Consider the following 15,262-nt stretch of genomic DNA (forward strand, 5'->3'; position numbering starts at 1 on the left):
AAAAGCTTCACTGAATGATATTCCAAGAAACAATCAAGTCATATTCCGATCAAGCGACGCAACTTCTAATCATAAATTTGAAAATAAAGAGAAATTGATTAATCATTTAGCCATAGGAGATTTAATCAATGAGGAAGATGAAGGAAATAAAGGGGACGTCCTCACACCCGAAATGCAAGAAAAACTAATTAAATTAGCAGAACTTTTGCTTGTAAATTGGAATGTAAATGTACAGAGCGTTGAAGTGATCCAGGGAGGACAAATGGCGCTTGTATGGAAATTCATGACCGATGAGGGACCAAAGTGTTTAAAGCGGATCCATCGTCCGGAAAAGAAAGCCTTGTTTTCCATCCATGCACAGGATTACCTAGCAAAAAAAGGAATGCGTGTACCAGGGATTATTCCTAATAAAGATGGAAGTCTGTATACGAAACATGGTCCATTTCTTTTTGTCGTCTATGAATGGATTGAAGGCAGACCATTCAATTTAACCGTCCCTGAAGATCTCCATTGGATCATGAAAGGTCTTGCGGATTACCATACTGAATCAATCGGCTACACACCCCCACCTGCAGCGCCGGTTTTCACAAAGCTTGGTAAATGGCCAAAGCACTATATTAAACGTTGTCAGCAAATGGAGACATGGAAACTAATTGCTCAGAAATCACCAGATGATCCATTTTGCCACCTTTATTTAAAGGAAATCGATCCATTTATTGCTTCTGGTAGAGAAACCCTTAAGAAACTCCAGGAGTCTCATTACCCTGAGTGGGTTAGGCAATGCAAGAAACAACCTAATCTTTGCCACCAGGATTACGGTACAGGTAACACCCTCCTATCTGAGAACCAGATTTGGATCATCGATCTTGACACAACAACCTTTGACCTGCCGATTCGAGATTTACGAAAAGTTATCATTCCGCTAATGGGAGACTCCGGGACATGGAACCAGGCCCTATTTGATCATATGCTAGCTTCCTATGAAGAGGGAGCCCCACTGACTCCTGAACAAAAGCAAGTGATGTATATCGATATGCTTTTTCCATATGAGTTATACGAAACAGCAAGTGAACGGTTTGGAAGAAAAAATGAGATCATGCCTGAAGAATTAATGGCTGCATTTGAATATGAAAACCGAAAAACAGAACAGCTATCTCAATTTCTATAAATAGAAAAACCACGGCTCATTAGCCGTGGTTCATTAGCCGTGGTTCATTTCGTTATGTTGCGATGATGTTATAACCGCTATCTACGTGAATCATCTCACCAGTAATCCCACCAGCTAGATCGCTCATCAAGAATAGCGCTGTATTACCAACGTCTTCCTTTGTAACAGTGCGACGCATTGGAGATTTCTCTTCAATTTCTTTAATCACTGAATTAAAATCGCCAATCCCTTTCGCTGCAAGCGTTCTGATTGGGCCTGCAGAAATCGCATTAACGCGGATCCCGTCTTTACCAAGATCGTTCGCAAGGTATTTGACACTTGCATCAAGTGAAGCTTTTGCTACACCCATGACGTTGTAATTATTCACGACTCGCTCGCCACCGAGATATGTCATCGTTAGAATGCTGCCACCTTCTGTCATAAGTGGACGTGCTGCTTTCGATACTGCAGTTAGGGAATACGAGCTAATGTTATGCGCAAGCAAGAAACCTTCACGAGTTGTTTCAAGGTATTCCCCTTTCAACTCTTCTGTTTTCGCGAATGCGATACAGTGCGCAAGTCCGTGGATCACGCCAACTTCTTCTTTAATTTGAGAAAATGTTGCATCGATTTCCTCATCATTCGTAATGTCACACGGTAGAATAATTGAATCATCACGCTCTAGCGTTCCAGCAAGGTCCCGAACGTTCTTTTCAAGACGCTCACCTGCGTAAGTAAAGATTAATCGAGCACCGGCACTACTAAGCGCCTGTGCAATCCCCCATGCAATGCTGCGCTTATTCGCAACACCCATGACAACATATGTACGGTTTTCAAGAGACAGGTTCATATCCATGCTCCTCCTCGAATTTATTATTAGTTATTAGCACCACGTACTAATTATAACACGTTTTTCAGAACCTGTATCATCTGGATTTCCTCAGCCTTTGCTTGTTTGAATATTGCGCTTCTCATACCCGCATGCAGGGCACTCAAAAATGATGTTTTGATTTGACTGAGCTGTGATCGTCTCTTCCATATCAAATTGTCGATGACATGCAGGGCAAATGACTTTTGGTTCCTCAATATTCACACCAACACTCCCTCTCTTTGCTTATGGTATGAAGTATCACCCTGATTCCTGGATTTATGTATTAGAAAAACCTCCCCTTCTCTAAATTGAGAAAGGGAGGTTTGTTTAATAGCTCAATAGCGAGCGAACTTCATCCACACTTGTGCTACTACCGGTCACAATCAGTCTATCGCCGATACGAAGCTCTGTATCCCCGTGTGGCACAATGGAATCTTTACCGCGGAATATTCGAACGATAATGGTATCCCCGAGATAAGGGAAGCTTCGCAGCGGCACACCATTGTATTCCACGTTATTCATATTAATTTGATACAGCGCATTTTCTTCTCTTGTAAAGATATTCACAACGCCTGGAGATTCAATAAGCGCTTTAAGCAATGCCTTTGTTGAGAAGAAAACAGAAAAAACATCGATATTGAGATCACGAAGCTGATCTGCGACTTCAGTCAGTTCAATTCGTGCGATGACCCGTTCTGTACCATACTCTTTTGCAAATACAGCAATATCCGAATTTGTTTCGTCATCACCGGATGAGATCAATAGAATATCAGCATCAAAAACTTCACTTTTTTTCAAAGTGTCAATACTGTAATCCGAAAGCTCGATAACGCTGAATCGGCTATTTTGCTTTTCAGAATCGACCTTTTCCTGTTTCGTATGGTAAATCGATGTGACATAGTTATCAGGATTTAATTCAAGCGAAATTGGTAGCGTAATCTGATTTGCTCCTATAATGGCAAGCTTCTTTGCGTGTGAACGCTCCTCCGGCTTCGGCATAACCTTCTTAAAGAGGATTGGTGCAATAATACAGCTAATAACAGCAACAAGTATTAAAGCAGATGAAAGCTGGTCATCAATAATGTCAATCCGCTCACCAATTTCAGCTGCAGCGATCACAAGAGATAACGTCGATGTTAATAGGAAGCCTGATCCAAAAACAGTCTTCATATCGTACCATTTTTTTAGTACAAGAACTGGTACAATTTTTGATACGAATAAGGCAACAAGTAGTAGTGGAATGAGTACAAGGACTTTCGGGTCCTGGAAAAGCGACCAGATATCAAGCTCAACACCAACCATTACAAAGAAAATCGGAATTAGAAAACCATATCCAAACGAATCAAGCTTTTGCACGAGTTCTGTATTTGGGGATAGTAACGAGACTAGCGCTCCTGCAAGGAAGGCTCCAAGAATGTTTTCAGCACCCACAGTCTCTGATATCCCTACTAGAACAATGATTAATGTAAAAACAGCTCTTGTGCCAATCTGAATCGTTCCTTTAGACATCGTTTCAATAAAGGAAAGGTGTCTGAAATAAGCTCCTAGAAAATACAGGAGAATCCCAGCTCCAAATAGAATCAGCAGCAGCCACATGTTTCCTTCTCCGCCAGAATTCAAAGAAACGAAAATGGCGAGAAGAATCATTGTCGCAAGGTCAGCAATCACTGCGATTAGCAGAATCGTTTGACCGATACTCGATTTCATCACGTTTGCGTCTTTTAACGTTGGAACAACAACTCCAAGAGAAATGGTTGAAATGATCAATGTCATGAAAAAGGCGTTGTCTGTATAACCAAGCACGACAAATAGTAGGGAAAGTGCGTAAGATACAAGAAACACAGCTAAAAATACGATAAACGAGATAAGAACACGATTCGGTTCAATCTTACCGCTTGGAAGCTTCACCTTTTTCTTTTTATTTGCAAATACCGAGAAATCGATTTCAAGCCCACTAAGGAACATTAAAAAGATAAACCCGAGGGTGGAAAGCGTCTCAAGCCACGTATCGGAATCAACCAGGTTGAAACCACTCTGCCCAATAAAAATTCCGGCGATGATTTCTGCAACAACAACCGGAAGAAAGTTTAACTTAAAGCGGTGTAATATAAATGGAATTAGAAATGCGATAACAACTACAATGACTAGTGATGATACGGATGCACCATGTTCCATGTCTTTCCTCCTTCAAACGACAGCATTATTCTCTACATGAGATGGCTCATAAAAGCAGTTGCCATTCCAAAATAGATTAGAATACTAATGATGTCGTTGATCGTCGTAATAAATGGACCCGAAGCAACAGCCGGGTCAATATTCAATTTGTGCATCAAAAGTGGAACAAGTGCACCTGCAAGTGTTGCGACTATTAGAGTACATAATAGCGAAAATCCAACGAGCATCCCAAGGAAAAAGGTCCCCTGCCACAAAAAGATAATAATTGTAACGAGAATACCACATGTCGCACCCGTAATAAGTCCGGTTCCGGCTTCTCTTACAATGAGCGTCCACTTGCTATTTTCTTCAAAATCGCCTGTCGCAAGTCCTCTAACGACAACAGCTAACGCCTGAGTTCCTGTGTTACCTGCCATCCCAGCAATAAGCGGGATAAATACGGCGAGCAGCGCGACTTTATCAAGCGTTTCTTCAAATTGACCGATCAAGCTCGCCGTCATCATTCCTAGGAACAGGAGGATGATGAGCCATGGCAATCTTTTCCGAGCAGATGAAAATGGGTTGCGGTCGAGCGTCCCATCATCGGAGAGGGCTGCTAGTTTTGAGTAGTCTTCCGATGCCTCTTCTTCAATAACGTCGACAATATCATCATGTGTTATAATTCCAAGAAGATGGTTCTGGAAGTCCAGTACCGGGAGAGCAAGGAAATCATAGTCTCTCATAATTCGCGCGGCATCTTCCTGGTCTTCGCCAACCGAAATGGAGACGACTCTCTCGTTCATAATTTCTTCAATAAGCATATCTTCTTCAGCAATTATTAAATCTCTTAAAGATATGACGCCAACCAGCCTTTTTTGCTGATCCAATACGAATATATAGTAAATGGTTTCAGCTTCAGGTGCTTCCTGCCTTAGAATCTGCATCGCACGCTTCACCGTTTGGTGCGCTCTAATGGATACAAATTCTGTTGTCATGATACTACCAGCAGTTTTCTCTTCATAATGCAGCAGTTCTTTAATTTCATCTGCTGCATCATCGTCCATGATCGTCAGATAGCTCGCGATTTGTTCAGGGTTCAGTTCATTAAGTACGTCAACCGCATCATCAGCATACATTTCTGCAAGCATTTTAGCAGCATATGTTGGATCCATTTCTGAGATGTATTCTTCCTGCTCTTCAATGTCAAAGTTCTGAAAAATCTCAGCCATTTCTCTCGGAGATAAATAGGTGTACACAAGTAGCCTGATTTCCTCAGATACAGTTAGAAAAAACTTCGACTGCTCGTACGGGTGAATGTCGAGAAATAATTCACGAAATTGATCAATTCTCTCATGATCTAAATGATGGATTAATGCATCGTACAGTGCCTGGATATCTTGTTCTTGATAAGCCACTCTGCACACCTCCCTGATGTTAATAACAAAGTGAATGGTTAAACCTGAAAGATAATCAATATAGACTTTCTTTAATGAGTCAATAAGTAAAATTACCTTCCTATCTTAGTCGGTGTGTAGTAATTTTGTCAAAAATAAATACAAGAACCGATTTGCAAACGGAAGGATTTCAGATAAGATAGGAAATGTGATCACTCCGAAGTAACGCTTTTCTTTAGAAAGGATTATATCATGAACAATGACAATCAAACACCGTGGCAACAAATAGATTTCACTCTTTTGTTCTTTATATTTCTCTTAATGTGCATTAGCACCGTGTCCATCTATAGTGCCCAGGCTTCGCTTCCTGGAGAATTGAAAAATTTTAATTTTGCTGGAAGACAACTAACCTGGTATTTTATAGGAGCTTTCGTTCTCTCTCTCACTCTTGTAATTGATTTCGATCGCTTCAAGCAGCTGTCATGGTACTTATACGGATTTGGCGTATTTCTATTAATTTTACTTGCCCTTATGCCAGAGTACATAGGAAGCTATCAAGTCGCACCAGTAACAAATGGTGCAAAGAGCTGGTTCGTTCTTCCCGGACTCGGTAGCGTTCAGCCGTCCGAGTTTATGAAGATTTTCTTAATTATTACAATCGCTTCAACATCAGTGAACCATCATGAAAAACACGCAACCAAAACCATTCAAACTGATTTGCTTTTACTCGGTAAGATTTTTGGTGTTGCTGCACTTCCTCTACTTATCGTTATGGCACAGCCTGACCTTGGAACTGCAATGGTATTTACTGCCATCGTTATTAGTATTACGCTCGTATCAGGGGTGCGCTGGAGATTGCTTTCTCTCTTAACTTTAGTAGGTGTCGCAGGCATTTCCGCGTTCGTATTTATCTTCTTTAAGTTCCCGGCATTCTTCAAAGAATATCTTCTTGATGAATATCAGCTTGCCCGTTTCTATGGGTGGCTTGCACCTGAAGAATATACCGACGCTGGTTATCAAGCAACGAAAGCCATCCTAGCTATTGGCTCTGGTAAACTTGAAGGAAAAGGCTATGCTGACGGTACAGTTTACTTCCCTGAAGCGCATACCGACTTTATCTTCGCAGTAATTGGCGAGGAATTCGGCTTTATTGGAGCGAGTATTACGATTTCGATCTTCTTCCTCCTCGTCTACAGAATGATACATACTGCACTTGAAAGTAACGAATCTTTTGGAAGCTACCTTTGTGCAGGTGTCATTGGCATGCTGACGTTCCAAGTTTTCCAAAACATCGGCATGACTGTCCGGATCCTTCCGATTACAGGGATTCCACTTCCGTTTGTAAGCTATGGAGGAAGTGCATTGTTAACTTATATGATTGCGGTTGGTCTCGTCTTAAACGTTCGATCGAGAACAAAAACATATATGTTTGAATAACCTGCCGATCCGGCAGGTTATTTCTTTCGAGAAGCAAGCTGATACTTTTTTCCCCAATTGGGAATAGTTAAAAGAACAGGCAAAGGAGGAATATCGGTGCTGGATATTATTGGTGATGTACATGGTTGTTATGAAGAATTGGTCACATTAACGATGCAGCTTGATTATGAGTGGACAAGCGGCGTGCCCATCCATTCTTCAGGAAGAAAACTTGTGTTTCTTGGCGATCTAACCGATCGGGGCCCTGATTCTCTTTCCGTCATCCGCGTTGTTACAAAGCTGATCCAGCAAAATCAGGCGTATTATTGCCCAGGTAACCACTGCAATAAGCTGTATCGTTATATGATTGGCAGGAAGGTTCAACAAAAACACGGACTGGAAACTACCGTTGCAGAATTAAACGAACTTCCTTTAATTGAGAGAAATGATATAAAACTAGACTTTATCACGCTATATGAAAAGGCTCCCCTGTATTTAGTTCTTGATGATGGTAATCTAATTGTTGCTCACGCTGGAATTCCAGAGCATCTCGTTGGCCAAACAGGGAAAAAAGTAACAACATTCGTGCTCTATGGTGATATCACCGGTGAATCCCATCCGAACGGGATGCCTGTTCGAAGAGATTGGGCTAGTGAGTACCGTGGTGAATCAATAGTAGTCTACGGGCATACTCCGGTTTCTGAACCACGCTGGCTTAATCATACTGTTAACATTGATACGGGCTGTGTTTTTGGAGGAAACCTGACCGCTTTAAGCTATCCGGAGTTAAAAACGACTTCCGTTAGTTCTTCCATGCCTTACGTTGAAGAAAAGTTCAAGTCGTTTGAATAAGAGTTTTCATATCATGTTCAAGCTCCGCTTCGAAGCGGAGCGTTTTTTCTAGAAACGGATGATAAAATTCAAGCTTTGCGCTATGGAGAGCCTGGCGCGTAATAACGTCCTTGCGCCCGCCGTATAGATCATCCCCTAGAAGCGGATGTCCGATTGACGCCATGTGAACACGTATCTGATGCGTTCTACCTGTTTGCAAGGACAGGTCAAGTAACGTTGCATCTTCAAGCATTTGAACCATTCTGTAGCGTGTGAGAGCATACTGCCCGTCAGGTCGAACGGTACGCTCAATAATACTTCCTTCTTTCCTACCAATCGGTGCATCTACTTCCCCTTCCTTCTCTTCTACATTTCCATGAACAATGGCTAGATACTCGCGCTTCATCTGCTTGTTCTGCTGTTGCCGTGACAAAAGGTCATGTGCAAATCGATGCTTCGCAAACATTACCAAACCCGACGTATCACGGTCCAGCCGATTAACGGTATGAATTGTGCGATTCAAATTTAACGATTGATAATAAAACAATACACCCTGTGCAAGCGAGCCTTCCGAATGTCGCGAGGGTATCGTTGGCAAATATGGCGGCTTATTCACAAGTAGAAAATGCTCATCCTCATATACAATCCTAAGTGGTATTTTAAGCGGTATCATACTCTCACTCACTTCTTCATGAGGAAAAGTAATTTGCACGTGATCCCCCTCCTGCAACACGGTTCTCACATTTCGATCTTCGCCATTAACACGAATACTGCCCCCCTTGAATTTAATATCGGTTAGAACACTTCTGGAGAGGGATTTCTCTTCTAGAAGATACTGTCTTACAAGAATACCAGCTTCCTCTGTCTTTACGGTCCATTTCATGCTAAATGCTGTCATGATGCTCCATCCCTTCGTCCGATCAATTGATTAAAATCGTACTTTTTAAAATTTCACTTCTGACACAAAATCAGACGCTTCACAATAAAAAGCAGCACGGTTCAGTGTGTGAACGGTACTGCTCTCATTTAATATTCATCATCGACAAAAGACTCTTTTACTCGCTTCCAGAATGGGAATGGTCTGAATCTCGCGAACCTCACTTTTTCTTCTGCCACCCTGTATTGAATCGATTTGACATCTTTTTGGAGTAAGAAAAGATGATCAATAGTGATTTGAAAATCAGCATCATTCACAGGCTTGAGCAAACAGGTATGATGCTGTGGCAATACGAGCGGTGAACCCACTGTTCGGAATACACGGTTGTTAATTGAAGCCATCTCAGAGAGCTGAATGGAAGGGAGGGCCGGATGAATAATCGCGCCACCCAGGGCCTTGTTATACGCCGTACTTCCTGATGGGGTAGAAATGCAAAGACCATCACCCCGGAACGTTTCAAAAAGATCCCCTTTGATCTCGACATTCATCACTAATGAGCCCTCTACGCTTTTCACCGTACATTCATTAAGAGCAAGATACCTATTTTCTTTTGAACTATTCTGGTAGCGAACAGTCACTTCCAATAACGGATATTCAACAATTTGGAATGGTGTTCGAGCGATATGAATTACAAGCTTCTCGACCTCTTCGGGTGTCCAATCGGCATAAAAACCAAGATGACCCGTATGTACACCTACAAAAGCTGTTTCATCTAATCGATCCTGATAATGGTGGAAAGCGTGGAGAAGTGTTCCATCTCCTCCAACCGAAATCACAATATCAGGCTCTGCTTCATCATACTCAAGATCGAAATCGCGCAGGTAATTTTTAATCCGCTGTTGAAGCTGATTGGAGGTTTGATCCCCTTTGGACTTTACCGCAAATTTCACTTTAGGCACCTCGTCTGCTTTAGTTTTCGCCTTGCCTTTTTTCTTTTTCTTTTTTCTGCATAAATACCTTTTGAGCTTCCTTTATTTCAACGCGAATTTCTGACATTTCATCATCCAATTTTGATGCAGCCACTGCTGCTCGCTGAAGGCGCTTTTGCACCTCCATTGGAATCTTTTTATTGTATTTATAGTTAAGAGAATGCTCAATCGTAGCCCAGAAATTCATCGCAAGTGTGCGGATTTGGATTTCAACAAGGAGCATCTGCTCACCCATTATCGTTTGTACCGGATATTGCACCACAACATGGTAAGAACGATACCCGCTCTCTTTCTGATTGGTAACGTAATCCCGTTCCTCGACAATATCAAAATCCCTGCGTCCGCGAAGGTGATGAATGACTTTGTTAATATCTTCAACAAACTGGCACATCACTCTTACTCCTGCTATATCATGCATTTCTTCCTGCAGGCGATCCAGATCAATCTCTTTTCGTTTTGCTTTATCAAGAATGCTTGGGATAGGCTTTACTCTTCCCGTCACGAACTCCACTGGGGAATGGTCATCCGCTTTTTCGAACTGCTCACGGATCCCCTTAAGTTTTACTTTCAACTCATTAACGGCTTGTTTATATGGCGCTAAAAACTCTTCCCAATTTTTCATCCAACCACCACCAACAACGATATCTATTATGAAGCTGTCAAAAATGCTTTCTCAACAGCTTGATTCATTACTTCTCCATAATTAGAGTTATCTTTAATATTCTCAACTAAGTAGGTGAGTTCCTCTTTTATTTCGATAAGCTCAAGAGTTTCTTCAGCTTCAGATGTCACAACTACTTTCAGGTCTTTCTCTAAAACGTTGTTCAGCATTGGCCAGACTTCTTCTTGAAAGCGTATATAGGTATATCCTTCGCCTCCGTCTAGCAAATAAACAAATGATAATGAATCAGAATCCACTAGCATATTCCCTGTCGCTTTATATGTAGAAAGATTAGCTTTTTCATTCAAACCAAATGTGAGCGTCTCTTCTGATAATTCCCCTGTAATGATGTAGTATTGTTCTGGCACAACTACCTCTCCTCTCTCATTCAATCCAATATGTTTCCTTTATTAGTTTATCACAATGCATGGGGGCATTTCATCGTTGTTGTCCTGAATACGAACATATGCCATAATTCATTTAGGACAACGATATTGGAGGACTCGCTCATGTCACAGGAAGTTGAAATTGAATTTAAGAATATGCTTACAAAAGAAGAGTATGACAATCTTCTTGACGCCTACAGGCTAACTGACATCCAAACCCAAACAAACGACTATTTTGATTCAAAAGACTTTCTCCTTCGAGAAAAAGGCGCTGCACTAAGAGTAAGATCAAAGCATGATAAGCTTGTTCTCACGCTAAAGGAACCGGCTTCAGAAGGATTACTTGAAACTCATCAAGCCATTACAGTTGCCCAGTTTGATTCAATTAAAACAACGAATCAACTGCCGGATGGAGACGTGTTTGATCAGATCAAGAACCTCGGAATTCACTCTCCCCTGTTTCACCTTGGAAGCTTAACAACGCATAGAGCAGAAGTTACGATAGATTCAGGACTGCTTGTATTAGATCATAGTGAGTACCTTGATCGAGAAGACTATGAGCTTGAATTTGAAGTAAAGGAATATGAAGCGGGAAAGCGAGCTTTCCACTCTCTTTTACACAATCACCATATACCGGAACGAAGCGCGAATAACAAGATTTTTCGTTTCTTTCTTGCTACACAAGGACAGGGCTAAGTTGCTTTGTTCTTTTTGTTTGCCAGAGATTTCAAATCGGATTATTTGCTGTTATGTAGGGAGGTTGCTAAAATAAGACATGAAATAAGGGTTTTATCTTCCGAAGGGGAAAAGTACTATGAGGCAAAATATGTATGAACATCTTGGCGGATCACAGACGTTAGAACGCCTAGTGACTGCTTTTTATAATCGAGTTTCACATCATCCTGATTTGAAACCTATATTTCCAAATGACTTAACTGAAACCGCACGAAAACAAACTCAATTCCTTACTCAATTTCTTGGCGGTCCTCCTCTATATTCTGAAGAACATGGACATCCTATGTTAAGAGCGAGACACCTGCCATTTGAAATTACGCCCAGACGAGCAACTGCATGGCTTACATGCATGCAGGAAGCAATGGATGAGGTAGAACTAGATGAAGAATTTAAAGAACACCTTTTAACACGATTAACATTCACTGCCCATCATATGGTTAACACGGGTGATCCGGAAGAGAAAGGAGAATCGAATTGACATCGAATGTAACTGGTTCCTATTGCGATTCTTACAGTCCAAATGGACAATCCGATACAGCCTGTTCGGTCACATCTCAAAAGGGCAAGCCTATTGAAATTTATTCATTCATTGATCCGCTCTGTCCTGACTGTTGGGGGCTCGAACCTATTATTAAAAAATTGCACCTTGAATATGGACACACCTTCCGTTTAAGACATTTAGTAGGGGGTAATATCCAGACATTTAATTCTTTCAAAAGAAAAAATAAAGGAATCAAAACACACGCAGACGTAGCTGAACGATGGGAACGAACGGCAACTCGTTCAGGTATGTCCTGTGATGGGGATTTATGGTATGAAGATCCAATGGATACACCATACATTGCCTCAATCGCCATTAAGGCTGCAGAACTGCAGGGTAAATTACCTGGCTACCGTTTTCTAAGGAAAATGAGAGAACAGCTATTTATCCAGAAACAGAACATGACAAAGGAAGAAAACCTGATTCAAGCCGCTAAAGAAACCGGTCTTGATGTGCATGAGTTTCATAAAGACCTGCATTCTAAGGCCGCTGTCAAAGCCTTTCAGTGCGATTTAAAGATATCAACTGAAATGGATGTTTCTGAACTGCCAACACTTGTGTTCTTCAATGAAAACATTGAAGAAGAAGGGCTTAAAATCACCGGTCTTTATGACTATGACGTGTACGTCAGAATTTTGACGGAAATGTTGAATACTGAACCAGTGCCAGAACCTCTTCCATCGCTTGAGGAATTCATGAGTCGCTATCAGTTTGTTGCAACAAAAGAAGTGGCCGTTGTTTACGACTTGAGCTGCGATGATGCGGATGCAGCTATGAAGAAATTAGCTTTAAAACAAAAAGTTGAGAAAGTACCTGCAAAGCACGGTTCATTCTGGCGTGCGGTTAAAGCATAAGCGGAACTTTTCACTTTTCACTTTTATCATAACGATAACTAACAGCAGCCTGGCATAAACCAGGCTCTTTTTGCGTTCTATATAAGGTTAAATATCATATCTTTAAGGTGAGGAGGAGAAAATAATGCCGCGATTTTTACTAATAATCAGTATTGTCTTTGTTGTGATAAGCTTCATTATTTTTCTAATGGGGCTTCTTAAGTTTATTCCAACAGTCGTTGGAGGCGCCATCCTGTTTATTTCCATTCTTGTTACTGTAAGCGTGATCAACCAACGAAATCAGTTCCGTGGATTCGATCAATAGAAATGCCTTCTCCATAGACGGAGAAGGCATTTTCTTATTTCTTATTCAAATAGAAGACTTTCCATTTCATCGAGGATGGATTCAAAGACATTAAGCGCATCGCTTATTGGTTTCGAAGATGTCATATCCACTCCTGCTTTCTTCAATACTTCAATCGGGTAATCTGAGCTTCCAGCTTTTAAGAAGTCGATGTAGCGTATAACAGCTGACTCGCCCTCTTCAAGGATCTGATTAGAAAGAGATGCTGCTGCACTAAACCCAGTCGCATATTGGAATACATAATAATTGTAGTAGAAATGAGGAATACGTGCCCATTCGAGCGCAATTTCATCATCGATCACAAGTTCTTCTCCGAAATACTTTTTGTTTAGGTCATAATAAAGTGAGGAAAGAAGATCCGGTGTTAATGGCTCTCCATTCTGAGCTTTCTTATGGATTTCATACTCAAATTCTGCAAACATCGTTTGTCTAAATACGGTACCGCGGAAACCTTCGAGATAATGGTTGAGTAAGTAGAGCTTTTCTTTCTTATCCGTCGTATTTTCAAGCAAGTAGTGGTTTAAAAGAGATTCATTTGTTGTAGATGCTACTTCTGCTACAAAAATAGAATAATTCGCATATGGATATGGTTGATTCTCTCTTGTGTAATAACTGTGCACGGAATGCCCGAACTCATGGGCAAGCGTAAAGAGATTATTCACATTATCCTGCCAGTTCATTAAGATATACGGACGCGTACCGTACGCTCCGGAAGAATAAGCTCCGCTCCTTTTACCTGCATTTTCCTGAACATCGACCCAGCGATTTGAAAATCCTTCTTCAAGAATACCTTCGTACTCTTCGCCAAGAGGTGTTAATCCTTTTAAAATATAGTCCTTTGCCTCCTTGTAAGAGACTTCCATCTTCACTTCAGGGACGAGCGGTGTATATAAGTCATACATATGAATGTCATCTAGACCCAGAGCCTTTTTACGGAGCTTTACATAGCGATGCAGCAGGTCCAAACGACTATTTACGGTTTCCACAAGATTATCGTAAACGTCTTCTGGAATATTGTTATTATCGAGGGCTGCCTGTCTTGCAGAGTCATAATTTCGAACCCTAGCATAGTAATTGTCCCGCTTCACTGTTCCGCTCAGCGTACTCGCAAACGTATTTTTAAACTTCTCATATGTTTCATAAACCGCTTTAAATGCATCCTTACGAACGCGGCGATCACTACTTTCAAGGAAACGGATGTAACGGCCATGCGTTACTTCCACTTCTTCACCGTTCTCATCTTTAATCGTTGGAAACTTCATATCCGCGTTGTTTAACATACCGAACGTATTACTTGAACTGTTCGTAACATCACTTACGCCTGCAAGGATTGCTTCCTCTTCTTTTGAAAGGACATGCGGACGCTGACGATTGATTTCATCAAGCGCATGAGCATATAAGGAAAGATCCTTGTTTTCCTTCATGAATGTTTGGATTTTCTCTTCAGGAACACTAAGAATTTCTGGCACGACAAATGCAAGCTCACTGCTAACCTCCGTAGCTAAATTGGCAGCGCGATCATTTAGACCCTGGTAATGAGAATTCGTCGTATCCTGATCATAGCGCATATGGGCATATGTATATAGTTTACCTAATTTGATTGTTAATTCATCTTGCTTTTGTAGGGCATTGTAAAGTGTATCAGCTGATTCACCAAGCTTCCCTTTGTATTGCTCCATTTCAGGAAGAAGTCCTTTGATTTCATTGAATTCGTCATCCCATTTTTGATCATCCTCGTAAATCGCCTCTAAATCCCACGTATCTTCAACAGGAATTTCATCACGTTTTGGCAGAGCGTTTACTTTTGTCTCTTCCATTAATAAGACACCTCCATCAATTGATTGCGTTACACTAGTTTATCGTACCATATTCTCCAAATTATTCTTAAAATTTCGCTCGACAAACATTGCGCCTTATTATAGTCTATGCAAAATTTCAGAATCTAATTTAACACATTGATCTACTCTTTTAATGATTTGGGGCTGATAAAGCTTTTCATAATAGTCATTATCCCATTCTTTTAGCACTTTCAACCTGACGAGTTGTGTCAGGTAACCTTTTAA

16 protein-coding genes are annotated in these 15,262 nt (G+C 41.1%); 7 read left to right on the plus strand and 9 right to left on the minus strand.

The window, feature by feature from the left end; translation table 11 throughout:
- Nucleotides 1-172 precede the first annotated feature (172 nt).
- Nucleotides 173-1,168, plus strand: a complete 996-nt coding sequence (locus ABFG93_RS03525) for a CotS family spore coat protein (RefSeq protein ID WP_347552743.1) — start codon at nucleotides 173-175, stop codon at nucleotides 1,166-1,168.
- Nucleotides 1,169-1,220: 52 nt separating this feature from the next.
- Here the strand turns inward: ABFG93_RS03525 and fabI are convergent, their stop codons facing one another.
- The 4 genes from fabI to mgtE form a co-directional block, all read right to left on the minus strand.
- Nucleotides 1,221-1,997: an enoyl-ACP reductase FabI gene (fabI, locus tag ABFG93_RS03530; protein WP_347552744.1), complete on the minus strand. Its 777-nt coding sequence runs from the start codon at nucleotides 1,995-1,997 to the stop codon at nucleotides 1,221-1,223.
- 90 nt (nucleotides 1,998-2,087) lie between these two features.
- Nucleotides 2,088-2,240, minus strand: coding sequence for a hypothetical protein (locus tag ABFG93_RS03535; RefSeq protein WP_347552921.1), 153 nt, complete (start codon nucleotides 2,238-2,240; stop codon nucleotides 2,088-2,090).
- A gap of 105 nt (nucleotides 2,241-2,345) precedes the next feature.
- Nucleotides 2,346-4,193: a monovalent cation:proton antiporter family protein gene (locus ABFG93_RS03540; protein ID WP_347550693.1), complete on the minus strand. Its 1,848-nt coding sequence runs from the start codon at nucleotides 4,191-4,193 to the stop codon at nucleotides 2,346-2,348.
- A 32-nt stretch (nucleotides 4,194-4,225) separates the two neighbouring features.
- Nucleotides 4,226-5,566 carry a magnesium transporter gene (mgtE, locus tag ABFG93_RS03545; protein ID WP_347552745.1) on the minus strand — a complete coding sequence of 447 codons (1,341 nt, stop codon included), beginning with the start codon at nucleotides 5,564-5,566 and terminating at the stop codon, nucleotides 4,226-4,228.
- Between the two features lie 252 nt (nucleotides 5,567-5,818).
- On the opposite strand from mgtE, the gene ABFG93_RS03550 reads away from it, so the two are divergent.
- A complete protein-coding gene (locus ABFG93_RS03550) occupies nucleotides 5,819-7,003 on the plus strand; it encodes an FtsW/RodA/SpoVE family cell cycle protein (protein ID WP_347550694.1) in 1,185 nt (394 codons plus the stop codon).
- 96 nt (nucleotides 7,004-7,099) lie between these two features.
- Complete coding sequence (gene prpE / locus ABFG93_RS03555) at nucleotides 7,100-7,834, plus strand: bis(5'-nucleosyl)-tetraphosphatase PrpE (RefSeq protein ID WP_347550696.1); 735 nt, start codon at nucleotides 7,100-7,102, stop codon at nucleotides 7,832-7,834.
- Here prpE and ABFG93_RS03560 read toward each other — a convergent pair.
- From ABFG93_RS03560 to ABFG93_RS03575, 4 genes are all read right to left on the minus strand, one after another.
- Complete coding sequence (locus ABFG93_RS03560) at nucleotides 7,818-8,711, minus strand: RluA family pseudouridine synthase (RefSeq protein ID WP_347550697.1); 894 nt, start codon at nucleotides 8,709-8,711, stop codon at nucleotides 7,818-7,820. The genes prpE and ABFG93_RS03560 overlap by 17 nt on opposite strands.
- Nucleotides 8,712-8,839: 128 nt before the next feature.
- The gene (locus ABFG93_RS03565) at nucleotides 8,840-9,640 is read right to left on the minus strand and encodes an NAD kinase (protein WP_347550699.1); all 801 of its coding nucleotides are present in this window, start codon (nucleotides 9,638-9,640) and stop codon (nucleotides 8,840-8,842) included.
- Nucleotides 9,641-9,659: 19 nt separating this feature from the next.
- The gene (locus ABFG93_RS03570) at nucleotides 9,660-10,301 is read right to left on the minus strand and encodes a GTP pyrophosphokinase (protein ID WP_347550701.1); all 642 of its coding nucleotides are present in this window, start codon (nucleotides 10,299-10,301) and stop codon (nucleotides 9,660-9,662) included.
- 26 nt (nucleotides 10,302-10,327) lie between these two features.
- A complete protein-coding gene (locus tag ABFG93_RS03575) occupies nucleotides 10,328-10,708 on the minus strand; it encodes a hypothetical protein (protein ID WP_347550702.1) in 381 nt (126 codons plus the stop codon).
- A 141-nt stretch (nucleotides 10,709-10,849) separates the two neighbouring features.
- Here ABFG93_RS03575 and ABFG93_RS03580 point away from each other — a divergent pair, with 141 nt between their 5' ends.
- The 4 genes from ABFG93_RS03580 to ABFG93_RS03595 all read left to right on the plus strand — a co-directional run bounded on the left by ABFG93_RS03580 (nucleotide 10,850) and on the right by ABFG93_RS03595 (nucleotide 13,160).
- On the plus strand, nucleotides 10,850-11,422 hold the full coding sequence (locus ABFG93_RS03580) for a CYTH domain-containing protein (protein ID WP_347550704.1): 573 nt from the start codon (nucleotides 10,850-10,852) through the stop codon (nucleotides 11,420-11,422).
- Between the two features lie 118 nt (nucleotides 11,423-11,540).
- Nucleotides 11,541-11,939: a globin gene (locus ABFG93_RS03585; RefSeq protein WP_347550705.1), complete on the plus strand. Its 399-nt coding sequence runs from the start codon at nucleotides 11,541-11,543 to the stop codon at nucleotides 11,937-11,939.
- Nucleotides 11,936-12,856, plus strand: a complete 921-nt coding sequence (locus ABFG93_RS03590; RefSeq protein ID WP_431522039.1) for a ClpXP adapter SpxH family protein — start codon at nucleotides 11,936-11,938, stop codon at nucleotides 12,854-12,856. The genes ABFG93_RS03585 and ABFG93_RS03590 overlap by 4 nt, the downstream gene beginning before the upstream one ends.
- 124 nt (nucleotides 12,857-12,980) lie before the next feature.
- Complete coding sequence (locus ABFG93_RS03595) at nucleotides 12,981-13,160, plus strand: hypothetical protein (RefSeq protein WP_347550706.1); 180 nt, start codon at nucleotides 12,981-12,983, stop codon at nucleotides 13,158-13,160.
- Nucleotides 13,161-13,201: 41 nt separating this feature from the next.
- Here ABFG93_RS03595 and pepF read toward each other — a convergent pair whose 3' ends face one another.
- The gene (pepF, locus tag ABFG93_RS03600; RefSeq protein WP_347550708.1) at nucleotides 13,202-15,016 is read right to left on the minus strand and encodes an oligoendopeptidase F; all 1,815 of its coding nucleotides are present in this window, start codon (nucleotides 15,014-15,016) and stop codon (nucleotides 13,202-13,204) included.
- Between the last annotated feature and the right edge of the window lie 246 nt (nucleotides 15,017-15,262).

This window comes from Pseudalkalibacillus hwajinpoensis (assembly GCF_039851965.1).
Lineage (GTDB): Bacteria > Bacillota > Bacilli > Bacillales > Guptibacillaceae > Guptibacillus > Guptibacillus hwajinpoensis_E.